The organism is Pseudomonas sp. LTR0, from assembly GCF_036630035.1.
In the GTDB taxonomy this organism is placed as follows: Bacteria; Pseudomonadota; Gammaproteobacteria; order Pseudomonadales; family Pseudomonadaceae; genus Aquipseudomonas; species Aquipseudomonas putida_Y.
In genome coordinates, this window is record NZ_CP123734.1 from 2,987,316 (window position 1) to 3,009,320 (window position 22,005).

The window sequence follows — 22,005 nt, forward strand, 5'->3', positions numbered from 1 at the left end:
TGGCTGCTATATCCAGGGCCAACACACTGCCGACAAACAGGAACATGACGTACAGATCTTCAGAGAGCATTGCCGTATCCCCAGATGCGCCGGTTTCAAAAGGGGTATGCAATTACTGATCCCGTCAGCGCGACAGGTATGCGAGCTGCGAATCAGCTGAACTTTAACTTGACTACTTTGCTCAGCGCCCAGCCACTGAAGACATAGAACGCATCCAGGTAGAAGCGCCCTGCATAGTTGGGCAACGGCGTTTGATTCAACAGCACATCCGGCTCGGGTGCGGGAGGAAACAGTGCATAAAAGCCGTTGGGCAGAACTGCCAGTGCCAGCAGTAACAGGTAAGTCGAGGCTTGTAGCAGGGTGGCACGATGACTGGATCTGGCGGACCACTTCAGCCCGTAGTAGGCAACCAGGCCGGCAACAGGCAAAACCCAGAAATGCGTCGGAATCCCAATGAACATTTCGGCGACTACGCTTCTTGCTTCCACCTGCGACTCTCCATCCAAATACAACGATTATTACGGGCGGGGCCGGCAAATGCAAAGCAACGCTGCTCAGGCCATACCGGCTCCACCCGCCCTTTTTGAACGTTGCCGGGCAGGCGATCGGCAGACAAAAAGCCCGCTCTCGACGGCGGGCTATTGGTGTGGGGTAGAATGATTACGCTTTTGAACACATCAGTGCAGCATCCAGCAACCTGCCATGGTCGTACCAGGCATCACGTTGATAGGCCGTGAAGTGGCGTTCGGCTCCCGCGCCCCGCAACTCTACAAGACCATCGGCCTTGTCGGGGTCAGTGCTTTCGACGAAAAGCCTGACCGCGTTATCACCCTCGACTTCATAGGTTTTCACATTGCTTTGTAGCTCGCCTTTGACGCACCCCAGATACGCAGGTGGGCTTTTCATGGTAGTGCCAGCCGTATAATCGTGGCTGTCACGCACATCAGGGCTTTGTGCGCAGCCTGCCATGAACAACATGGCTACCCCGGATACAAGTAGTGCCCCTGCTAGCGATCTTGAGTTATTCATGCGACACGCTCCTGCAGCCCCATCGAAAACCGGGAAATGTTGCCAAGCAGCCTGCCCTTTTTTAGGTTTTGGTATGCCCATGTTACTGCGCCATCGCGACCGGGCATTAGGTTTGTTTGCTATATAGGTTTCAGGGCGTTTCCCTCACGCCCTGCCGTGCCCCGATTACGAGGAAGGCCTACCCCATAACCGGGGTCAGGGGATGGCGTTGAGAAACACATAAGTCGCCGCCAGGTCCAGTACCAGCACAGCAACCACGCTGAAAATCATGTAATAGCGGTCATCCTGAGTCATTTCTGCGTACTCCGCATGATCAATGTCTCAGGGGTCACAGCAATTCCCGTTCCAGCGCCCTGATGCAGCCCGCTGACACTGCGCCAGCCCAACCGCGCAATCGCGCAGTCAGTCCTTGATCTGGCATACGCCATTGGCTTTGTTCTTACCGGTATACGAAACGTCCGGCGAGCCGTCCGGGTTGATCGACAACGATACCGTTACCCCTCCACCTTTGGCCTCGAAATAGTTGTCATTGAATTTCTTTAGCTTGGCTTCCTTGCCATTGATGTAGATAGGCCCACCTTTATCGGCATGGACCTCGATATTTCCGGGGCATGTCGCGTTCAACAGCGGAATACCGGCGTGGGCAGCGCCCGATGCGGCAAGCAACAGGCCCAGTAACAAACGCTTCATTTGTAGTGTCCTCGTGGGTTGTCGGGGTGTGCGCGTTAAATCAGTCCTGCGATGGCGAAGAGGCTCATCGCTCGTTCGAGATTGTAGGCAAACACATGCAGGCTCATCTCGCTACGCATTTTTTTTATTCAGTGCATCCAGTCCGCCCGTTGGCGGGTATTGCTGGTGGGCGGCCTTTGACTGCCCAGCCCAATGACTTTCAGGAGCACTGCAAATGAACTTCAAATACTCCGCCTGCCTGCTTGCCTGCAGCCTCGCCCTTGCGCTGCCGCCCGCCCACGCCCAGAGCGCGCTGCCAGAACCGATCAAAGTCCCTGATGGCCATCGCGTCCTGCTCGAAACCGTCGGCGTCGGCGAGATCACCTACGAGTGCCGCGACAAGGCCAACACCCCCGGTCAGACCGAATGGACTTTCGTCGGTCCCAAGGCAGTGCTCAATGACCGTACCGGTAACCAGGTGGGCGACTACTTTGGCCCGCCCGCCACCTGGCAGGCCAAGGATGGCTCGAAAGTCACCGGCACCCAACTGGCAGTGGCACCGGCGGACAAAGGCGCCATCCCCTATCAGCTGGTCAAGGCCAACCCGGCCGAAGGCAAAGGCGCCATGCAGGGGGTCAGCTATATCCAGCGCCTGGCTACCCGCGGTGGTGTGGCGCCGTCAGTCGACTGCACGACGCAGAACAAAGGTGCCAGGCAGGTCGTCCAGTACCAGGCTGACTATGTGTTCTGGACAGCCAAGTAACACGCACCTGAGCCTACGCCCTGCGAGTGATGATCTACGCTCGATGGCAAGCCCCCGGCTGGATGGCCGGGGTACCTTGCCTTACACAAGGAAGCCACACACGTTGAACTCGCCGGCCGCCCCCTTCGACTTCCATCGCTGCCTGGTCGCCTGTGCACAGGGTGACCGGCGAGCCCTGCAGGCGCTCTACGATCATGAAGGCGCGCGCCTGCTGGGCGTTGCCCGGCGTATCGCACGTGACGACGCCACTGCAGAAGACATCGTCCACGATGCGATCATCCGCATCTGGACCCGCGCCGCCAGCTACGACCCGGCGCGCGGCTCGGCTCGGGGCTGGATCTACAGCATTACCCGCCACCTGGCACTGAATTCGATACGCGATACCCGCCGTGAAACGGTACTGACCGATGCCGACACCGAAACTGCGTCAACATTGCACGGGAGGGTTGATGACCTTGACCTCTGGTCCGGCTCAGCAAAGATTTACCGCTGCCTTGAACAACTGCAGCCCGCACCGCAACGCTGCATCCTGCACGCCTACGTGGACGGCTGCAGCCACGCCGAGATAGCCGGTTTATTGGGCGCGCCACTGGGCACTGTCAAGGCCTGGATCAAACGCAGCCTCAAAGCGCTACGGGAGTGTCTGGAATGAAGCCCGATTCTGCCGAAGAACTGGACAGCCTCGCCGGGGAATATGTGCTGGGGACCTTGTCGCCGGAGCAATATGCCGCGGTGGCCGAGCGCCTGCATACCGACCCCGCGCTCCGCGCCGCTGTGGATGCCTGGGAGGCCCGGCTGTTGGAGCTGACCGCGCTATCTACCCCACAGCCGCCGAGCCCCCGCCTGTGGCGCCGTATCCAGCGCAGCCTCGACGAGCTACCCGCACCGCGCACACAGACGCGTTTGTGGCAACGCCTCGGCCTGTGGCAAGGGCTCAGCGCCGCAGGGCTGGCTGCAAGCCTGCTGCTGGCGTTTATCCTGCTGACCACGCCCCCCTCTACCACGGAATACCTGGTGGTGCTGGTGGCGCCAAACAGCCAGGCCCCCGGCTGGGTGGTACAAGCCAGTGACAGCCACATGATCGAACTGCTGCCGCTGGGCCAGGACACGGTCCCCGACGGCATGGCCCTGCAGTTCTGGACCAAGGGCGAGCAATGGCGTGCCCCGGTTTCGCTTGGCCTGGTCAAACCAGGCGAACCCTATCGGGTTCCGCTGCAAAGCCTGCCCCCTTTGGAGGCCAATCAATTGTTCGAGCTGACGCTGGAGAAAGCCGGTGGCTCGCCTACCGGTCTGCCGACAGGGCCGGTGAAGTTCATTGGACGCGCGGTGAAAGTGATATGACACGAAAGGGCCGCAGCACGTGTCTGCGGCCTTCGTAAAGCTGGAAGCCAGGGTCAGGCGCGGATCACCTCAAGGCGATCCCGCCCAGCCTCTGTGATGGCGTTCTCTCCTTCATCGCTGATGCGATAACGTCCTGACACCATTTTGGTAATTGAGAAACGGACCAGCCCGCTTTGGGACAAGGCTTGGCCTGCTTCGAAGCTCATTGCCTGCTCCAGGTCGAAGATCTTGATCTCTCCGATTTTGTAGCGTGCAAACGCGACCAAGGCGTTATCCAGTTCTTGTTGACTGATCGTTGTAGCGACTTCCATTCGACCTCCCAGGTCATGAGAGCCCCGGTCCGTGGGGGTGGAGGCAACGAACCGGGTGGCTTGTTGAAGGCGGACCGTACTATGCAGTCACGGAAGTCGCTACTGGCTTTCCATCCATGCTGGATGGGTAGGCAGCACGACACCCGCCACACCTACGGTCACTTCAGGAGCCGTCGCCGCATGCCCCGCGTCACCTGCCTCGCGGGTAATCCCGCTAAGCCATGCGGCCCTGCTCAGACCATGCTCATCGCCGCACGCAGCGCCAGCAGGTAGGTTTCGACACCAAACCCGCAGATCTGCCCGCGCACCACCTCGGCAAATACCGAGTGATGGCGGAACGGCTCCCTGGCATGGATGTTGGACATGTGCACTTCTACCACCGGCACTTCGATGATGGCCAATGCATCACGAATGCCGTAGCTGTAATGGGTCCAGGCACCGGCATTGATCAGCACGGCATCTACCCGGTCCTCATAGGCCTGATGGATGCGTTCGCAAATGGCGCCTTCGAAGTTGCTCTGGAAGCTCTCAACCTGGGCTCCCAGCTGTTCGCCCAAGGCCTGCAACGCCTGGTCGATGTCGGCCAGGGTCGCAGTGCCGTACTGGCGCGGGTCGCGCTTGCCGAACATGTTGTGGTTGATGCCATGCAGCATCAGTACATTGGCGACCATCGACCTACTCCAGGGGAATCGTCAGCTGATCGATCACCGCACGTGTGTCGGGCCGCACCCCGCGCCACCAGGCAAACGCCTCGGCGGCCTGCTCCACCAGCATGCCGACGCCATCGGCCAGGCGCGCCTGGCCGTGCGCGCGGGCCAGACGCAGGAAAGGCGTGAGGCCTTTGCCATAGGCCAGCTCGTAGGCCAAGGCCGCCTCGCCCAGCACATCAGCCGGCAGTGGCGGCAAGTCAGCGGTCAGGCTCGCCGAGGTGGCGTTGACCACGATGTCGAACGATTGCCCTTCCAGCGCTTCGTAGCGGCTGATGCGCAGACGCGGGTGATCGAGCTCGTTACGCAGCGCCAGCGCCTTGGCCATGTCCCGGTTGGCGATCACCAGCTCACATGGCCCCGCCTGCAGGAACGGCAGCAACGCCCCGCGCACCGCGCCACCAGCCCCCAGCAGCAGCACACGGCGGTTGCGCAGCGGCTCGCCAAGGTTCTGCTCGATGTCCCGCAGCAAACCGATGCCATCGAAGTTCTCGGCGACGATGCGACCATCCTCGAACTTCAGCGCATTTGCCGCCCGTGCCAGTTGCGCCCGCTCGCTGCGCCGGTCGGCCAGCTCGAAGGCACGCAGCTTGAACGGGGCGGTGATGTTCATGCCCTTCCCGCCTTCGCTACGAAACTGCAGCACCTGGGCTTCGAAATCTTCCAGCGAGCCTTCGATAGCCCCGTATTCCAGCTGCTGGTTGCTGGCCTGGGCGAACAGGCCATGAATCAGCGGGGACTTGGTGTGGTTGATCGGCCGGCCGATCACTGCATAGCGGTCGCTCATCGTGCATCTCCGTGGGTGAACAGTACACCGTCTGCCTGCAGGGCAGTGATTTCTTCGGGGCTGAAGCCAAGCCCGGCGGCCACTTCGGCGTTGTGCTGGCCAAGGTCCGGGGCCACTTGGTGGATCGTGGTGTCGCAGTCGGAAAAGCGGAACGGCAGGTTGGGCAGGCGCAGCGTGCCGTAGCGTGGGTGCTGCTGCTCGATGACCATGTTGCGTGCCTGGATCTGCGGATCGGCCAGCACTTCGTCGATGCGTTGGACCTTGGCACTGGGGATGTCGATGGCATCGAGCAACGCCAGGATCTCGGCCACCCGACGCGCGCCGACCCAGTCGCGGACCACCGCCAGGATCGCCTCACGGTGGGCGTTGCGGCCGTTGAGGTTGTGGTAGCGGCGGTCGCTGCCGAACCCGGGCGGGCCGCCGTTGGCTTCGAGCATGGCCGCGAAGCGTTGCCAGGCATCGTCGACCTGGGCAGCGATCACCAGGTCGCCGTCGGCAGCGCGGAACACGCCGTACAGGGTCGAGGTGGGCATGTCGTGGCCGGTCTGCTGGGGCAACACAGTGCCACCGGACAGCGTGTAACACTGCACCGCGTATTCGTGCATCGACACCAGGGTGTCGTACAGCGCCATGTCGATATGCTGGCCACGGCCACTGCTCACCCGGCCGAGCAGCGCGGCATTGATCGCCGCCACCGCGTGGATGCCGGTGTACATGTCGCCCAGGGAAATACGCAGCAGCGGCGGTGCCTCGCCCGGCACGCCCACCATCTGCATGATCCCGCTCTTGGCCTCGGCGATCAGGCCGAAGCCGGCGCGGTGGGCGTCCGGCCCGGTATGGCCGTAGGCGGAAATCGAGCAGTACACCAGGCGCGGGTTGCGCGCCGACAGCTCGGCGTAGCCCAGGCCCAGCTTGTCCAGGGCGCCGGGGCGGTAGTTCTCGATGAACACGTCGGCCGAATCGGTCAGGCGCTGCATGAACGCCTTGCCGCGCGGGTCCTTCATGTTGACGCTGACGCCCTGCTTGCCCATGTTCAGCTGCAGGAAATAGCCGCTCTGCTGGTCGTCCAGGGTGAACGCGTGCTGGCGGCCAGCGTCGCCGCTACCCGGCCGCTCGACCTTGATCACCTCTGCGCCAAGCGCCGCCAGGCAACGGCCGACATAGGGGCCAGCGAGGAAGTGGCTGTAATCAACGACGCGGATACCCGCCAATGGCAATGCCTGGCTCATGCTGCTGCCCTCCGCGGCACCATCAACCGGTGCTCGCCACGTTGCACGACTTCGCCGTGCTGGTTGATCAGTTCCGAAGGCAACACCACGATGCCCCAGCCAGGTCGGCTGTTGCTCGGGCGCATCGCACCCACTCGCATGCGTACGTGGAGCACGTCGTTGACCTTGATCGGCAGCACGAAGTCCCAGGTCCAGCCCAGCGACATGCCCGGCAGGAAGCGGTACTCGCACTGGGTCTTCAGGCCGTCGGCGATCGACAGCCCGAACAGGCCGTGGGCAACCAGGCAGCCAAAGTGGCTGGCGTTGGCGTAAGCCTCGTCGACATGCACCGGCGTGTGGTCGCCGGTGAGGTCGGCGTAGGCCAGGATGCGTTCGCGGGTCACGGTGTAGGTCGGGCTGATGCACTCGTCACCCTCGCGGGCATCGTCCCAGTACTTTTCAATTACGCTCATGCCTGCACCTCCGCGCGCGGGTCGATGGCCAGTGCCTGGGCTACGCATTTGGCCGGCAGCGCCTGGATGAACTCCACCGCCAGGCCATCAGGCAGGCGTAACCAGTTGCGGCCCTGGGGCATTTCGCTGACCCCAAAGCGTTGGGCAGCGGCCAGCGCCGCTTCCAGGTCCTCACACATGATGCCCAGGTGCGCCATGCGCCCTTCCGGGCCGGTGAAGTCCGGCTGGTGAATGAACTGCAGGCCGCCGAGGGTCCAGTACTGCGCCGGTTGCTCAACGTCACCCTGCACTTCACGCATGCTCATGCCGCACACCTCGCTGAAAAAACGGATATGCCACTGAATGTCCTGCACCCAGAACGCCACGTGTTCGAGGTAGGCTTTTGGCTGGCTCATGGGGTTTCTCCCTTCTGGTGATCGGCCATGGCGCGCTCGATACCCTTGATGCAGGCCACCAGGGTCGCGTTGACCGGCGTGGCCACGCCATGGCGCTGGCCCCAGCGCACGACGGAGCCGTTGATGAAGTCGATTTCGGTGATCGAGTTCTTTTCCAGGCTCTGCAGCATCGAGGTGCGGAAGCTCGCCGGCAGGCCTTCGGCGGCCAGTGTCCAGGCAGCTTCGGGGCTGGTCAGGCTCAAGCGGATGCCGGCGCGCTCGGCAACGGCGATGGCCTCGGCCACAGCGGCCTTGGCGGTACTTTCCAGTAGCGGCTCGCTGTATAGCTGGCCGTAGCTGAGCATGGTGATGCCGCTCAATGCACCGGTGGCGACGTTGACCAGCAGCTTGTCCCACATGGTGCCGAGGATGTTGTCGCTGACCGTGGTGGCCAGCCCGGCGTGGTTGAACGCTTCGGCGATGGCCTGCACGCGCGGCGTCAGCTGGCCGTCGAGCTCGCCGATGAAAGTCTGTTTGCCGACGACACCGGCGCGGACCGAGCCCGGCGCGAGCAGCACGCCGCCGACATAGGTCTTGCCAGCCAGCACCCGCTCACGCCCCACCGCCTCGGCCAGGATGTCCTCGTGGCCGAGGCCGTTCTGCAGCGACAGCACCAACGTCTGCGGCCCGATCAGCGCGACAGCGCCGGCGATGGCCTCGGCGGTGTGAAACGACTTCACCAGCACCACCACCAAATCGGTCACGCCAACGTCTTCGGCTTCAATGGCCGCGTTGACCGGTACATAGCGCTCGCCCCGTTCGTCCTGCACCCGCAGCCCGTGCTGGTTCATCGCCTCGACGTGCGCGCGGCCGCGGTTCAGCAGCCAGGTTTCATGCCCTGCCTCGCTCAGGGCCGCGCCAATGGCGCAACCCAGTGCTCCGGCGCCCAGAATGCAGATTTTCACGTCGCAGACCTCCTGTGATTTGCGATCACCTTATGCAGCAGGGGTTATTTGCGCTATACAATGGCCTCAATACGACTATTGAGAATCGCAATGATGGCTACCCTGGAGGCCCTGCCCGAACCCAAGCTGCTGCAGCTGTTCGACGTGCTGTACCAATGCCGCAGTGTGACCCGCGCCGCCGAACAGCTAGGGCAGAGCCAGCCGACCATCAGCATCTGGCTGGCGCGTCTGCGCGAGCAATTGAACGACCCGCTGTTCGTGCGCACGCCGGGCGGCATGGCCCCTACCCCGCGCGCCGATCAGCTGATAGGGCCGTGCCGCGAGGTGCTGGAATCGCTGCGCCGGCTGACCGCCTGGGAGCCGCAGTTCATCGCCGCCACGGCGCAGCGGCGTTTTCGCCTGTGTGTCAGCGATGCCAGCCATATCACATTGCTGCCAAGCATCCTCAACCATCTGCGCAGCCATGCGCCGGGCATCCGCCTGGAGGCAGCGCGGATCGACGGCAATACCGAGAGCGCGCTGGAATCGGGTGAAGCGGACTTGGCCATCGGCTTCGTGCCCTGGCTGGGAGGGGGGATGTACCAGCAGGTGCTGTTCGAGCAGGACTGGGTGTGCCTGAGCAATCCGCAGCATCCGCGCCTGGGCAATGGCATGAGCCTGGAGCGATATCGGGCCGAGGGGCATGTGCAGATCAGTTTCGGCACCGGGCAGAAGCTGCTGGAAGCGGGATTGGCGCGGGCCGGGATCGAACGGCGGATCATGCTGGAGCTGCCAGCGTTTCTCGGGTTAGGGATGATAATCGGGACTACCGATCTGCTAGGCACCTTGCCGCGGCATATCGGGCAGACACTGGCCGATATGCATGGGCTACAGGTCCATGACTGCCCGTTCGAAGTGGAGGGGTTCACGGTCAAACAGCATTGGCATGCCCGCTATCATCAGGACAATGGAAATCGATGGTTGAGGGACGTCGTGCGCGGATTGTTTCAGCAAGCAAGCCAGGCATGATCCATTCTCGACTTAGATAGCATTGCCCTGACAAGGCCCGAATTCTCCAACAAGCCAAGTCACAAGCGACGTTTGGTTAACACATCGGATAAAGCCGCACACGCGCAGGGCTGCTACAGCCTTCAGGCTCGTCTTTGGCGCCAGCAGTGAACCTTCGTGGCTGGTAGGGCTCAGTTGTCCAGAGCGCGTTTGCGACGTCGACAAAGGATTGCCATGGGACATGCCTCCTCAACCGCCCTCCCCCAGGTTCGCATCGAACGTGAACTGAGCCTGCGGGCGGTGCTCACCGGCACGGTGCTGGGCATCTTGCTCACGCCCTCGAATGTGTACGCAGGGCTGAAGATCGGCTGGTCATTCAACATGTCGATCATCGCCTTGCTGGTCGGTTTCGCCCTGTGGCAGGGCCTGGCAAGGCGTCGCAACAACCGCTCCGCGTGGACGTTGCACGAAAGCAACATCAACCAGACCGTGGCGTCAGCCGCCGCCTCCATCATCTCCGGCGGGCTGGTCGCGCCGATCCCCGCCTATACCCTGCTCACCGGACACCAACTGGACCCGCTGCCGATGATGGCCTGGGTGTTCTCGGTGAGCTTCCTGGGCATCTGGATCGCCTGGTACCTGCGCCCCGCCCTGCTCAACGACCATGGCCTGAAGTTTCCCGAAGGCATGGCGACCTTGGAAACGCTGCAGCAGATCTACAACCACGGGCGCGAAGCCATGGCGCGGATCAAGGTGCTATGCAGCGCCGCGTTGCTTTCAGCACTGGTCAAATGGGTAGACGGGTTCGTCTGGGCGATACCGCGCTGGGCGCCCACGCCGGCGCTCGAGCGCCTGACCTTCACGGTCGACCCTTCGCTGATGCTGATCGGCTTCGGCAGCATCATCGGCATTCGCGTGGGCGTGACGTTACTGATTGGCGCCGCGCTGGCCTGGGGCGGACTGGCGCCGTGGTTGATCGAACAGGCCTTGGTGGCGCTTGCTCCGAACGCCAGCGGCCCGCAGTTTGCCGCGCTGGTGGAATGGCTGTTGTGGCCTGGCGTGAGCCTGATGGTCTGCGCGACGCTGACTTCATTGTTGGTTCGCCTGTTCCAAGTGCCCCGGCGATCGCCCGCTGAACAGCGAACGCCGCGCGCCAGGATGCGTTTTAGCCCCTGGCCTGCGTCGGGGCTGCTGCTGTCCACGGCGCTGATCATTACCCTGCAGGTGTTGTTGTTTGGCATCGACTGGTGGATGGCGCTGTTGAGCATTCCGTTGGCCGTGTGCCTTGCCGTGGTCGCGGCGCGCGTGGTCGGCGCCACTGGCATCGCACCGATTGGCGCCATCGGCAAGCTGTCGCAGCTCAGCTTCGGCCTGATCGCCCCCGGCCAGGTGGCGATCAACCTGATGAGTGCCAACACGGCGGGCGGCGCGGCCGGGCAATCCACCGACCTGATGAACGACTTCAAGGTTGGCCAGGCGATCGGCGCTACGCCGCACAAACAGCTGATTGCTCAGTGCGTCGGTATTTTCATCGGTAGCGTGGTCGGCGTGCTGGTGTATCGAGTGCTGATTCCCGATCCGCAGGCCTTGTTGCTCACTGAGCAGTGGCCGGCACCGGCAGCGGCGACCTGGAAAGCGGTTGCGCAGACGCTGACCCAGGGGCTGGGGGCGCTGTCCTTGGAGTCGCGCTGGGCGATTGCGACTGGGAGTGCTGTTGGCGTACTGCTGGGGGCACTGGACAGCCTGTTGCCGCAACGGGCAGCCCGCTGGCTGCCGAGTACGGCGGCGCTGGGGTTGGCGTTCATCCTGCCTGCATCGATCAGCCTGATGATGGGGTTTGGTGCCGTAGTGACCTGGCTGGTCAGTTGCCGGTGGCCGAGGGTGACGGAGCGTTTTGCGATTACCGCGGCGGCGGGGTTGATTGCCGGTGAGAGCATCATGGGGGTGGCGGCATCGTTTTGGGAGATGCTTCGTGGGTTGTAGATACTGCGTATCACCCCTCGCCCGCGCGGCCCATCTATCGCGTCGTACAAACCAAGCTGTCGCGCGCACCTGTGACAGGCATGACTGGCCCGAAACAAACGTAGGAGCGAGCGTAGCTCGCGATGCGCCGCGCGGGCGGCGCTCGATCTCACAGGCGACGAATCCCTATCGCCAAGACCTCGAAACCCAAACACAGACCCAAGCCTTCAAACACCGGCTGCACCGCCTTGGCCGAGTCCACCCCATGGTCATCGCTCAACAACAGATCACGCCAGGTGCCCTTGGCCAGTTCCAGCGCCTTGAGGTTGGTCGCAAACGCCCCTCTCAGCCGCGTGGGCAGGTGCACCAGCGCATCTTCAAACCATGCCCGAACGAACGGCGAACAACGGTGGATGGCTGCATTCACAGGTGGAAAACTGAAGTCCGCCGTGGTGGCGCGTACAGGAGAATCAGGTAAGCCTTTTGTCATCGCGTCGCGCCTTGATTCACTGGGGCCGCCATAAAACGAAGCAGCGGGACACAAAAAAGCGGCCCTGGGGTATCAGCATTGTTCAAATGATCGTGCCACCTGCACTGGCCTCTTCGCGGGTAAACCCGCTCCTACAAGGGACCGCGCCAAGCCTGAGGCCAGCGCTGCACTTGAGCGGGTTTACCGGCGAAGAGGCCCTCAAGCCTGATCACGGCTGCTGATTCTGGCTCAAAAACTTGTCCACCATCGCCGTGCCTTCCCCCGCATCCCCCGCTACCTGCCACAGCCGCCGCTCGATCCCCTGCGCCAGCAAGTGCCCCACCGCCGCTTCGATCGCCGACAGCACGCACAGCTGCGCCGGTTCATTGGTGGTATACCCCACCTCGGCCTCCAACAGCTTCTTGAACTCGATGAACTTGAACACCCCGGCACTGCGCCCTACCGAGTAGATGGTCTTGCTGGTCATCACGTTGGCCAGCACCTGCCCGGTGCGCACGTCCACGGCGCGCAGGTTGACGGTGACCTGGTCCACCCGGTACTCACGGGAAATGTCGATCCCCAGGTAGCGGGCGCCCTCGCCGCCGCTACGCACGTTGGTGTCGTAGGCAATGATGCCGCCTTCGAGCATCAGGTTGGCGGCTTGCAGAGGTGGCAGCTCGCCCATGATGTTTTCCGCCACATCAGGCTTTTTCTGCGATGCACGGATGATCTTGCGCTCGGTCAGCAGGTTCTGCAGCCCTTCACGCTCCAGCACCACGAACCAGCCGCTGGCACTCAGTGCGTCCATCAACATGCTGGCCGCGCCCTGGGTGACGCTGGTGGAGAACGAACTGGCCGGGGTCGGCTTGTACTGCCCGGTCTGGTCGCGGAAGCCGTACACCACGGCCATCAGCCGGCCTTTGGGCCGTGGCATGTTGATCAGGTCGTAGTAAGTCGAGGCCCGAGGGGTCAGGGTCGGGGTTTCCGAGTCCAGTTCAGCCGACATGGGTTCGCGCAGGCTGCAACCACTTTGCAGGCCCAGGGCGGTGAGGATCAGCAGCGTGCTCAGCAGACGTTTCATGGTGTTCTCTCCCCAACATAAAAGCCCTTCCCTCTCAGGGGTTCAGGCCGCTGACCTCAATGATCGAAATTTCTCCTGTGGCACGATCGGTGACCTTGATGCTCAAGGCCCCGGAATCGTCGATGACGTCGATGAGAAACGCATCGGTCGCCATGCTGCCGGTGTTGCCGTTGCTGATGTTGTCCAGCAACTGCGACAACATCCGCGACTCCAGCTGGTTGCTGAACCGCTCAAGGGCTGTGGTGCCGGTAAAGGCCGAGGCACGGTCCTTGAGGTCCGGGTCGTCGTAGTCGTTCTGCGCCTGGGCGTTGTTCAACAGCCAGGTGCCGTTCAACGGGTTACCGCCAAACGCCGGGTTGACCGGGGTGTACACCAGCTCGGTGGCCTGGGCAGCACAGGCGCTGGCCAGCAGGCAGGCGGCAATGCAACGTGGAATACGGTGGTTCATAGCTCGTCCCTCTCCAAGTCGGTGGTGTCCTGTAGCAGGCGTTGCAGCTTGCGTTGAATGATCTGCTGCTTGACCAGGTCGGCGGCGGCGACGGCCTCGTCTTTGAGCTCGGTGGTGTTCGGTGGCAGGAACCGGCGGTACACCACTTCACGCTCGAACTCCACCGTCACCAGGCTGCCCCAGCGGGCATCCGGGCGTTCGCGTACCACCAGGTTGAAGTCCAGGCGGCTGGTGGCACGCAGGCGGTCGGCGAAGTAGTAGTAAAAGTCGTGGCCGATGTGCGAGATGGTGTTATCGACGATAAAGCCCTGCATCTCGTCTTCGGCACCCGCCTTGGCGCAGGTGGCCACCCCTGCCATCAGCAGCAGGCCTAGGCACAGCGCAGCCAGGCGCTTCATGGCGTATCTCCCGGGCCCGCATTCATCTGCACACCGCGTGCACTTTCGGTAAAGGCCTGCTCGGCGACGAACTGCCAGTCGCTGTAGTGTTCCAGCCCCTCGAACCCGCTCCATTCGGCGCTGAAGCCACTGCGCTTGAAAGGGGTGGCGTCCGAGCGGCTGTAGACGCCAGTGATACGGCCGTCGATCGAGCGCAGCAGGCCCCACTCGTCGCTGTTGCTGATCGGGTCAGGGTAAAGCCTGCGGATGTGCCGTTTGGCCTGCGGGAAGCGGTTGTCCTGTAGCAGGTCGGTCAGATCCTGGGGGTACTGGGCCAGCCCTGGCGAGGCGCGGTAGTAGCTGCGCAAGGCCTGGGCATACTGGCCGCCAACCCACAGCAACTGGCGTTCGCGGTCGCGCTGGGCGGCGCTCGCCCAGATCGTGCCGGTGGCGGCCAGGGCCACGCTGCTGACCGCAATCAGCAGCAGCACACCCAGGTAGGTGAAGCCGCCACTGGCCTTACCATTCAGCGAAGAGGCTGCCATCACGCGCCCTCCCTGTGGCACCGCTCTTGATATCGGCCACGCCGCCGGCCACGCCCTCGGGCGGTGGCACCAGCTGCCAGGCATCGCTGCGCTCGGTGATCGGGTCGACCGGCGTGTTGCGCAGGTAGCGCTGTTCCACCAGCTGTTCCAGTGAATCGGGGTAATGGCCGGTGTCACCGTAGTAGTGGTCCAGCGCCTCGCGCAGCACTGCCAGGCTTTGACGCAGGGTGGCCTCGCGCGAGCTTTCCAGGCTGTTGAAGTAGCGTGGCATGGCGATGGTCATCAGCGTGGCAATGATCGCCATCACCACCAGCAGTTCGATCAGGGTGAAGCCTTTGCTGCGTTTCATGGCTGTCACCATTGCCCGTAAGGGATGTTGTTCAGGCCTTTGCCGCGGGCCCTGGAATACACGTCGAACACGTCTTCGCCTTCGCGCGGGTTGTCTGGGCTGCTGTCGTAGGCGCGCAGGCCCCAGCCGCCTTCGTCTTCATCCTTTGCCGCCACCAGCGGGTCGTGCGGGATGCGCCGCAGGAAGTAGAACTTGGCGCCTTTGGCACTGCGCACATCGCGCACGCCCTCTACCAGCACCTGCAGGTTCGGCGGATAGCCACTGCTATCCACGCGCTTCTCGATGTAGCCGGCGTCGAAGGCCCGCTTGTAGGCATCGATGGCGTCGCGAATCTGGTACAGCGCCTCGCGCAGTTGCTGCTCCTTGCCGCGGCGTACCACGGTTTCGGTCAGCGGCGCGGCCAAGCTGGCGAGCAGCCCGAGCAGTGCCAGGGTCAGCACCACCTCGATCAGGCTGAAGCCGTGCATGCGGCGCCGGGCTTTCATGGCCGTGGGCTCACGTTGGTCGGGACGACCGCCATCTGGCTGTCCACGACCGGTGCATCAGTGGCCGGCGCGTTACCGGGCATGTCCATCGGCGCCAGTGGCGCCATCTGGCGCACCTGCATGGCCGACTCGGTGCCAGTGGGAAACTCCATGTCCGACGGGCTCTGGTACGGCAGGTTGCGCACGATACGCGGGGTGATCGCCAGCACCAGCTCACTCTTGCTCATGTCGTCCTTGTTGCTGCCAAACAGCCGGCCCAGGCCAGGGATGTCGCCAAGGCCGGGGATCTTGTTGCCGCTGGCGTTGTGGTCGTTGCGCACCAGGCCTGCCAGCACCTGGGTTTCGCCATCATGCAGGCGCAGGCTGGTCTGCGCGTTGCGGGTGTCGACCTGAACCGGAATGGTGCCCTGGCGCGTGGCTTCCAGCGGCGTGGCATTACTCACCTCAAGCGCAACCTTGATTGCCACTTCATTGTTCAGGTGCACGGTGGGCTGCACTTCAAGCTTCAGGCCGACGTCCAGGTAGGTGACGCTCTCGGTAATGACCGGGCCTTGGGTCGACGGCACCGAGGTGGCGCTGATGATCGGTACCCGCTGGCCGATGTGGATGCGCGCCTGTTCGCGGTTGCTGACGCGGATCACCGGGCTGGCCAGGGTGTTGATGTCTTTGTCCTGGGCGTTGATCTTGGCCTGCGGGGACGGAGAAATGCTGATGCGGCTGGAGTCGATGCCCCTCAGTTGGTCGAGCACACTGACCGGTTTGCCGTCGTTGCTCAGCACACCAAAGGTGTTGGGCCATTGCAGGCCGAGGTCAAGGATGCGCGAGGTGGCCACTTCCATCACTTCCACCTCCAGCACCACCTCGGGGTTGGACTGGTCCTGCGATTGCAGCAGCTTCTCGGCCATGCGCACGGCGTCCGGGGTGTCGCGCATGGTCAGGGTATTGAGGCGCTCGTCAACGAACACGTCACGGGTCTTGAGCATGGTCTTGACCATGTTCAGCGCGGTGTTGGCATCGATGCTGGTCAGGTAGAAGGTGCGCATGACCAGTTCCTGGTAGTCCTTGGTCTTCTGCGGCGAGTCGGGGTAGACCATCACGGTGTTGTCGTTGACGATCTTCTGGCGCAGCTGGTTTTGCTCCAGCAGCAGCGCTATCGCGTCCTCGATGCGCACCTCGCGCACGAAGATGGTGGCCTTCATGTCCGGGCGCAGGTCCTTGTCGAAGATGAAGTTGATGCCGGCCACCTGCGACAGCACTTCGAAGATGGTCTTCAGGTTGGCATCGCGAAACTCCAGGGTTACCGGCCGCTCGAGCTTGCTGCGCAATTGCGGGTACGGCTGCGCGGTGCGTGCCTGCACGTTTTCGATGTCGCTGCGCAGGGTCATGCCCTTCTGATTCTGCGGGTCCAGACGCAATACTTCGCGCATGTAGCGTTCGGCACCGAACAGGTCGCCCTGGCGCAGCGCTGCCTGGCCAAGCGCGACGCGTTCGTCCAGGGTGCGGATCAGCTCCAGCTGGCGAATGCCTTCCTGGGCACGGCGGTTGTTCGGCTCCAGGGTGAGCACCCGGCCATAGCCCATGCGGGCGTTGGCGAAGTCGTGGCGGACGCGGTCGCTGTCGGCCTGGGTAATCAGGGCCTCGACAGCCGCCTGGCGGCTGTGGGCCAGGGCGATGTTCAGCTCTGTGTCACGCGGGTCGTCGCGCAACGCCTCTTCCAGGCGGGCGATGCCGGCTTCGTACTGGCCCTCCTTCATCAATTGATCGCTGTCCTTGCGTACCGCGCTGGAGCCGCAACCGGCAATGGCCACGCACAGCGCAACGAGCAGAAACGGAGCAGGCTTGCACAGCTTTGACGACATCATGGTGCGCTCCCGACAGACAAGGTCTGCGACTGGTGCAAAGGCAGGTAGACCAGGTTCAGCTCGCTGGCCGATACCCGATCGAGGCGATAGGTGTCTTCGATCACGTCGCCTTGGCGCACGACGTAGAGTTTTTCGCCGCTCTGCAGGAAGACCTGCAGGTCGTCGCGGTCACCCATGCGGCCGATGAATTCAAATGGCAAGGCTGGGGCGGTCGGAGCGGGTGCCAGTACTGGCGCGACGACCACGGGCTGTTCGATGACCGTGGCCAGGGCTTTGGGTTGGGTCCATTGCTGGGTTGGGAACAGGTCGCGGGAAGCCTGCTCCGGCCCTTTCGCGGGCAAGCCCGCTCCCACAATGGGCGCAGCGCTTTCTGTTGCAGGAGCGGGTTTACCCGCGAAGGCCGCGACGCCATCGTCCTGGCCAAACCAATGGTCCGGTGCCCAGGCCAGCGCCGCACTCACGCCGAGGAAGCCGACCCAGATGACTGCACGTTGTGTGTTCATCACGACCTCGACAGGTAAAGGGTCATGCGCAGGCGGGCATTGAGCTCGCTGTCGCCGATGCGTTTGCGTTGCAGCTCAAGGTCTTCCAGCACCAGGGTCGGCAGTTGCTTGAGCAGGCCTTTGATAAAGCCGCGAATCTGCGGGTAGCTGCCGCGCACAGGCAGCACGATCTGATAGCGGGCCAACTGGGTCTTGGGGTCGATGCCCAACGCGTATTCACCACGGGCCAAGCTGATGCGCTCGGCGCTGGCCAGGCGGTACAGACGCTCGATCAGTTCGCTGGCCTGGGGCTGCCCGGGCAGTTGCTGGCGCAGGCTGTCGAGGGCCTGCTGCTCGGGCTGGGCCGCAATCTTCAGCTCACCCCGCTTGACACGCCCTACCTGTACGCTGGCCTGCGCTTCGGTGGCGCGCAGTTCGCGTACGCTTTGCCATTGCGGCAGCACACCGGCACACCCCACACCAATGGCGAGCAGACCTACGGCGACCGCAGCCAGGCCTACCGGGCCGACAACGCGCAGGCGCTCATGGAGGATCAGGCTGCTGAACGATTCAAGGGCGCGCATGGCCGGTCTCCCAGGTGGCAGTGAGGGTGAAGCGCACCGGGTGCTCGGGCCGCGCAGCGAGCACCTCGTGGTTGAGCAACGACACGTCGCTGAGCTCGTCGCTGGCTTCCAGCCGCTGGTGGTACTGCAGCATCGCTTCGAGGTTGCGCGCCTCGGCGGCAATGCGCACCTGGCCCTTGCGCGCATCCGGCGTCAGAGCAAGCAGCGCGACGTCGTCCTGCGGCATGGCTTCAAGCATGGCGAACAGTTGCTGCCAAGGGCGCTGCAGTTGCTGCGACACACTGCGCATCTGTGCCAGGCGCTCAGCCTGCTCCCGGCTGGCAGCGCTGTTCCTGGGTTCGGCGCTGGCCGGGCGGCGGCCCAGTTGCAGTTCCAGGCTATGGACGCTGGCTTCCAGTGCCACTTGCTCGGTCTGCAAGCTTTGCTGCAGCAGCACCAGGCCGGCGACCATGGCGCTGGCAAGGACGAGCAGCGACCAAACCAGCGGTCCGCTGCGCCGTGGCTGAAATTCCAGGTCGAGGCGGCGCATGTCAGGCCACCGCCCGCCACATGGCGCACAGCGGGTCGGCTTCACTGGCCGGCTGGCACAGTTGCACGGCCGCCAGTTGCGGCATGTCGCAGCGACCCGGGGCATGCAGGTACACCCGTGGCAGGTGCTCGCCGTACAGCTCACAGGTACGCTCGATCAGTGCTTGCAGGGCCTGGTCGCTGTCAGCGCAGCCTTGCGCCAGCACTTGCTGCCAGGCACCGCCGGCGGCCAGCAGCAATACACTGCGGCGCGGCTCGGCCAGCACGAACAGGAAGTCACCCTGCTCCAGCTGTGACCAGCAGCGGTTGTAGGCAGCCATCAGGTACGGCTGCACCGAGCGCAGGCTCAGGCGGCTTTCCTGGCCCAGTGCCTGCAGCCGTTGCAGCAAGGCTTCGGGCAGTGCCGTGGCGATGCGGGCCGCACCGGCAGGCTCGGGTGACAGCACGATGCGCCAGTCGTCCAACGGCTGCCCGTAGAGGTTTTCGAAGCAAGCACGGGCATAGGCGTCCAGCTCGCGAGGGTGGCCAATGGCGTCACTCCAGGGCACCAGGCAGAAGCGGCTGTAGCGGGCGGACAGCAGCACCCGCAACTGGGCACCCCGCACCGCATGCTCGGCCAACAGCGCAGCAAGTGCATCGACGGCAGCTTCCCAGGCCGATTGGGCGACGTCGCTACTGAACGCACGGCTGCCCAGCCATTGGTGGTGGTTCTTGTGCCAGCGGCCCAGGCCGACACCCTCGGCGCCCACTACGGCGCAGTAACGGTCAGATGAATGTGACACGGTTGATCTCCTCAAGGGTGGTGCGGCCATCGCGGACCAGGTCCAGGGCCGAGGCCCGCAGCAGGCGCAGACCGCGCTGGCAGGCAAGCGTCTTGATCTGCGCCAGCGGGCGGCGCTCGACGATCATTTGCCGCAGGTCGTCATCCAGGTGCAGCAGTTCGGCAATCGCACTGCGGCCGCGGTAGCCACTGCCACGGCACTGGCCGCAACCCTTGACGCGGACGAACGTCCAGCCGGCAACACCCTCGCGGGTCAGGCCTGAGCCATACAAGGTGTCGTCATCGTGTTCGCAGGGCGTGGCGCAGTGCGGGCAGGCCAGGCGAATCAGGCGCTGGGCCAGCACCGCGTTGAGCGCAGAAACGAAGCTGTAGGGGTCGACCTGCATCTGGCTGAAGCGGCCAATCACGTCGAACACGTTGTTGGCGTGGATGGTGGTGAACACCAGGTGGCCGGTGAGCGCCGATTGCACGGCAATCTGGGCCGTGTCGGGGTCACGGATTTCACCGACCAGGATCTTGTCCGGGTCGTGACGCAGGATCGAGCGCAGGCCGCGGGCGAAGGTCAGGCCCTTCTTCTCGTTGACCGGGATCTGCAGCACGCCGGGCAGTTGATACTCGACCGGGTCCTCGATGGTGATGATCTTGTCCACGCCATGGTTGATCTCGCTGATCATGGCGTACAGGGTGGTGGTCTTGCCGCTGCCTGTAGGGCCGGTGACCAGGATCATGCCGTAGGGTTCTGCCGCCAACCGGCGCAGGGCGCGCAAGGTTTCGTCGGCAAAGCCCAAGGCTTGCAGTTGCACGCCGCTGACCCGGTCAGACAAGTCCTGCTTGTCGAGCACCCGCAGCACGGCATCTTCACCGAAGATGCTAGGCATGATCGACACCCGGAAGTCGATTTGCCGGTCGCCCACGGCCACCTTGAAGCGGCCGTCCTGGGGTACGCGTTTTTCGCCGATGTCCAGCTCGGCCATGACCTTGATGCGCGAGATCACCTGGTCGGCGAAGGCGCTGCCACTGGCCTTGCCAGCACCGTTGAGCACGCCGTCGATACGGTACTTGATGGTCAGGCCCTGGCCGGTCATGCCCAGGTGGATGTCGCTGGCGTGCAGCTTGAGGGCGTCGTACAGGGTGGAGTTGACCAGCTTGACCACGCGGCTCTGGTCTTCGCTGATACTGGCCAGCGACAGGCGTTGCAGCGGGTCACTTTCGCTGCTGGCTTCGGCGTCGTGGTCAAGGGCATCGACAGCGTGGAAGCTTTCTTCATGACGGGCCAGAAAGGTGGCCAGGTCGGCGGCGTGGGCCAGGTAAAGCGGCGCGCCTTGCAGTACGTCGTCGATCCAGGCCAGGCGGGCGTGGTCGAAGGGGTCGGCGAACACGCCCAGCAGTTGGCCGCCTTGCTCGATCAGCACACATTCGCGCTTGATGCACTGGGCCAAGGCCACCTTGTCGAAGCGTGGGGTGCTGGCCAGCAGGCTGTGGCTGTCGAGTACCGGGTAATGCAGGGTCAGGCCCAGGCGCTGGGTGAAGGTGTCGGGGGTGTCGCAGGCCAGGCGTTCCAGGCAGTCGAGCAGGCGCTCGTCAGTGGCTTGCAGACGGGCCTGGGCCAGCAGTTCGCGGGGGTAGGCGGAAATTTTTGCCGGGTTCTTCGCGGGCATACCCGCTCCCACAGGTACATCACAGGTCTGTGGGCTGCATACATCCTGTGGGAGCGGGCATGCCCGCGAAGACGTCGGTGCAGGCTTTGCAGATTCCGGGGTTGCATCGAATGCTTGTGGCATGGCCTGCGACTCCGCTCAGGGGCGCGTCGCAGGCTGGCTCTACCAGGGGTGCGGGCGCCGCTATTCCCCTGTGAGCAGTTGATCGTCGTCGGGCTCTGGTGGCTTGGCGCCATTACGGCGGCGGTCGGCCAACACCCAGCTTCCATCGTACAACTGCAGGGGGAACGATTCGTTCCTGTTCTGGCGTCGTTCGACGAACCCTTCGGCCGGGTTGTCTGTGGCCCTGCGCCGGCGCTCGATGCCCAGCAGGTCGAAGATCGCACGCGCCAGTTCCATCAGTGGGAACGGCTTGAACAGGACGTGACTCACACCGAGTTCGGCGGCCCGCTCACGCACCTCGACGGTGGGGTGGGCGGTGATCAGCACGAAGTGGCATTGCCTGTTCTTGCGTACAGCCTCCAGAACCTGAAAACCTTCCATGTCGGGCAGGCGGTAATCCAGCACAACTACTTGCGGTGCCAGGCTTTCAGCCTGTTCGATACCACTGGCACCGTCGTGGGCAACATGAACTTCCAGGCCTTGCGCCTGCAGGTACGCTTGCAGGTTCTGCGCAAGAGTCTGTTCGTCATCGACTACCAATACTCTGTTCACCAAGGTCGACTCCCAAATACTGCCCGGTTCCCCGGTCTGCGAAGTACGCCCTTGTAGAGACTTGAG

General features: G+C 63.5%; 28 protein-coding genes and 1 pseudogene. 5 read left to right on the top strand and 24 right to left on the bottom strand.

The genetic code is table 11. The features are described 5' to 3' along the window. Positions 1-152: 152 nt before the first annotated feature. The 3 genes from QCL51_RS13840 to QCL51_RS13850 all read right to left on the bottom strand — a co-directional run bounded on the left by QCL51_RS13840 (position 153) and on the right by QCL51_RS13850 (position 1,719). On the bottom strand, positions 153-461 hold the full coding sequence (locus QCL51_RS13840; protein WP_021785583.1) for a hypothetical protein: 309 nt from the start codon (positions 459-461) through the stop codon (positions 153-155). Positions 462-660: 199 nt separating this feature from the next. Next, positions 661-1,029 carry a hypothetical protein gene (locus QCL51_RS13845; RefSeq protein ID WP_325950829.1) on the bottom strand — a complete coding sequence of 123 codons (369 nt, stop codon included), beginning with the start codon at positions 1,027-1,029 and terminating at the stop codon, positions 661-663. 402 nt (positions 1,030-1,431) lie between these two features. Further along, on the bottom strand, positions 1,432-1,719 hold the full coding sequence (locus QCL51_RS13850) for a hypothetical protein (RefSeq protein ID WP_021785585.1): 288 nt from the start codon (positions 1,717-1,719) through the stop codon (positions 1,432-1,434). Between the two features lie 214 nt (positions 1,720-1,933). On the opposite strand from QCL51_RS13850, the gene QCL51_RS13855 reads away from it, so the two are divergent. From QCL51_RS13855 to QCL51_RS13865, 3 genes are all read left to right on the top strand, one after another. After that, positions 1,934-2,461, top strand: a complete 528-nt coding sequence (locus QCL51_RS13855; RefSeq protein WP_021785586.1) for a DUF3455 domain-containing protein — start codon at positions 1,934-1,936, stop codon at positions 2,459-2,461. A 103-nt stretch (positions 2,462-2,564) separates the two neighbouring features. Beyond that, on the top strand, positions 2,565-3,113 hold the full coding sequence (locus QCL51_RS13860) for a sigma-70 family RNA polymerase sigma factor (protein ID WP_021785587.1): 549 nt from the start codon (positions 2,565-2,567) through the stop codon (positions 3,111-3,113). Further along, positions 3,110-3,802, top strand: coding sequence for an anti-sigma factor (locus QCL51_RS13865; protein WP_021785588.1), 693 nt, complete (start codon positions 3,110-3,112; stop codon positions 3,800-3,802). Before QCL51_RS13860 ends, QCL51_RS13865 begins: the two co-directional genes overlap by 4 nt. Positions 3,803-3,855: 53 nt before the next feature. Here QCL51_RS13865 and QCL51_RS13870 read toward each other — a convergent pair whose 3' ends face one another. The 7 genes from QCL51_RS13870 to QCL51_RS13900 form a co-directional block, all read right to left on the bottom strand. After that, entirely contained in the window at positions 3,856-4,113 is a 258-nt protein-coding gene (locus QCL51_RS13870; protein WP_021785589.1) for a hypothetical protein, read from the bottom strand. A 233-nt stretch (positions 4,114-4,346) separates the two neighbouring features. Beyond that, on the bottom strand, positions 4,347-4,784 hold the full coding sequence (aroQ, locus tag QCL51_RS13875) for a type II 3-dehydroquinate dehydratase (RefSeq protein WP_338443490.1): 438 nt from the start codon (positions 4,782-4,784) through the stop codon (positions 4,347-4,349). A 4-nt stretch (positions 4,785-4,788) separates the two neighbouring features. Then, the gene (gene aroE / locus QCL51_RS13880; protein WP_274148909.1) at positions 4,789-5,607 is read right to left on the bottom strand and encodes a shikimate dehydrogenase; all 819 of its coding nucleotides are present in this window, start codon (positions 5,605-5,607) and stop codon (positions 4,789-4,791) included. Continuing rightward, positions 5,604-6,836, bottom strand: a complete 1,233-nt coding sequence (locus QCL51_RS13885) for a CoA transferase (protein WP_338443494.1) — start codon at positions 6,834-6,836, stop codon at positions 5,604-5,606. The genes aroE and QCL51_RS13885 overlap by 4 nt, the downstream gene beginning before the upstream one ends. After that, on the bottom strand, positions 6,833-7,288 hold the full coding sequence (locus tag QCL51_RS13890; RefSeq protein WP_004576665.1) for a MaoC family dehydratase: 456 nt from the start codon (positions 7,286-7,288) through the stop codon (positions 6,833-6,835). Before QCL51_RS13890 ends, QCL51_RS13885 begins: the two co-directional genes overlap by 4 nt. After that, on the bottom strand, positions 7,285-7,683 hold the full coding sequence (locus QCL51_RS13895; protein ID WP_021785592.1) for a glyoxalase/bleomycin resistance/dioxygenase family protein: 399 nt from the start codon (positions 7,681-7,683) through the stop codon (positions 7,285-7,287). Before QCL51_RS13895 ends, QCL51_RS13890 begins: the two co-directional genes overlap by 4 nt. After that, positions 7,680-8,627, bottom strand: coding sequence for a ketopantoate reductase family protein (locus tag QCL51_RS13900; RefSeq protein WP_319298134.1), 948 nt, complete (start codon positions 8,625-8,627; stop codon positions 7,680-7,682). Before QCL51_RS13900 ends, QCL51_RS13895 begins: the two co-directional genes overlap by 4 nt. A 93-nt stretch (positions 8,628-8,720) precedes the next feature. Between QCL51_RS13900 and QCL51_RS13905 the strand changes: the two genes are divergently transcribed. Both QCL51_RS13905 and QCL51_RS13910 read left to right on the top strand, forming a co-directional pair. Beyond that, on the top strand, positions 8,721-9,635 hold the full coding sequence (locus QCL51_RS13905) for a LysR family transcriptional regulator (protein ID WP_338444891.1): 915 nt from the start codon (positions 8,721-8,723) through the stop codon (positions 9,633-9,635). A gap of 213 nt (positions 9,636-9,848) precedes the next feature. Then, positions 9,849-11,597, top strand: coding sequence for an OPT family oligopeptide transporter (locus tag QCL51_RS13910; RefSeq protein ID WP_274148903.1), 1,749 nt, complete (start codon positions 9,849-9,851; stop codon positions 11,595-11,597). A gap of 148 nt (positions 11,598-11,745) precedes the next feature. Here QCL51_RS13910 and QCL51_RS13915 read toward each other — a convergent pair. From QCL51_RS13915 to QCL51_RS13980, 14 genes and pseudogenes are all read right to left on the bottom strand, one after another. Continuing rightward, positions 11,746-11,983 (bottom strand): annotated as a pseudogene (locus QCL51_RS13915) (hypothetical protein). 291 nt (positions 11,984-12,274) lie between these two features. After that, complete coding sequence (locus tag QCL51_RS13920; RefSeq protein WP_021785597.1) at positions 12,275-13,126, bottom strand: CsgG/HfaB family protein; 852 nt, start codon at positions 13,124-13,126, stop codon at positions 12,275-12,277. 34 nt (positions 13,127-13,160) lie between these two features. Then, positions 13,161-13,574 carry a curli assembly protein CsgF gene (locus QCL51_RS13925; RefSeq protein ID WP_003247970.1) on the bottom strand — a complete coding sequence of 138 codons (414 nt, stop codon included), beginning with the start codon at positions 13,572-13,574 and terminating at the stop codon, positions 13,161-13,163. Continuing rightward, positions 13,571-13,972 carry a curli production assembly/transport protein CsgE gene (gene csgE, locus QCL51_RS13930; RefSeq protein WP_101196051.1) on the bottom strand — a complete coding sequence of 134 codons (402 nt, stop codon included), beginning with the start codon at positions 13,970-13,972 and terminating at the stop codon, positions 13,571-13,573. The genes QCL51_RS13925 and csgE overlap by 4 nt, the downstream gene beginning before the upstream one ends. Continuing rightward, positions 13,969-14,496, bottom strand: coding sequence for a type II secretion system protein (locus QCL51_RS13935; protein WP_021785600.1), 528 nt, complete (start codon positions 14,494-14,496; stop codon positions 13,969-13,971). Before QCL51_RS13935 ends, csgE begins: the two co-directional genes overlap by 4 nt. Beyond that, a complete protein-coding gene (locus tag QCL51_RS13940) occupies positions 14,471-14,845 on the bottom strand; it encodes a type II secretion system protein (RefSeq protein WP_003247965.1) in 375 nt (124 codons plus the stop codon). Before QCL51_RS13940 ends, QCL51_RS13935 begins: the two co-directional genes overlap by 26 nt. Before the next feature lie 5 nt (positions 14,846-14,850). Then, the gene (locus tag QCL51_RS13945; RefSeq protein ID WP_274118900.1) at positions 14,851-15,330 is read right to left on the bottom strand and encodes a type II secretion system protein; all 480 of its coding nucleotides are present in this window, start codon (positions 15,328-15,330) and stop codon (positions 14,851-14,853) included. Further along, complete coding sequence (locus QCL51_RS13950) at positions 15,327-17,192, bottom strand: secretin N-terminal domain-containing protein (protein ID WP_274118899.1); 1,866 nt, start codon at positions 17,190-17,192, stop codon at positions 15,327-15,329. Before QCL51_RS13950 ends, QCL51_RS13945 begins: the two co-directional genes overlap by 4 nt. Continuing rightward, the gene (locus QCL51_RS13955) at positions 17,189-17,695 is read right to left on the bottom strand and encodes a hypothetical protein (protein WP_021785603.1); all 507 of its coding nucleotides are present in this window, start codon (positions 17,693-17,695) and stop codon (positions 17,189-17,191) included. The genes QCL51_RS13950 and QCL51_RS13955 overlap by 4 nt, the downstream gene beginning before the upstream one ends. Beyond that, a complete protein-coding gene (pilO, locus tag QCL51_RS13960) occupies positions 17,695-18,258 on the bottom strand; it encodes a type 4a pilus biogenesis protein PilO (RefSeq protein WP_021785604.1) in 564 nt (187 codons plus the stop codon). Before pilO ends, QCL51_RS13955 begins: the two co-directional genes overlap by 1 nt. Further along, positions 18,245-18,787 carry a hypothetical protein gene (locus QCL51_RS13965; protein WP_021785605.1) on the bottom strand — a complete coding sequence of 181 codons (543 nt, stop codon included), beginning with the start codon at positions 18,785-18,787 and terminating at the stop codon, positions 18,245-18,247. Before QCL51_RS13965 ends, pilO begins: the two co-directional genes overlap by 14 nt. A 1-nt stretch (position 18,788) precedes the next feature. After that, a complete protein-coding gene (locus QCL51_RS13970) occupies positions 18,789-19,568 on the bottom strand; it encodes a hypothetical protein (RefSeq protein ID WP_021785606.1) in 780 nt (259 codons plus the stop codon). Further along, positions 19,552-21,225, bottom strand: coding sequence for a GspE/PulE family protein (locus QCL51_RS13975; RefSeq protein WP_021785607.1), 1,674 nt, complete (start codon positions 21,223-21,225; stop codon positions 19,552-19,554). Before QCL51_RS13975 ends, QCL51_RS13970 begins: the two co-directional genes overlap by 17 nt. 183 nt (positions 21,226-21,408) lie before the next feature. Continuing rightward, positions 21,409-21,942 (bottom strand): response regulator, encoded by a 534-nt coding sequence (locus QCL51_RS13980; RefSeq protein WP_021785608.1) that lies wholly within the window; start codon positions 21,940-21,942, stop codon positions 21,409-21,411. Between the last annotated feature and the right edge of the window lie 63 nt (positions 21,943-22,005).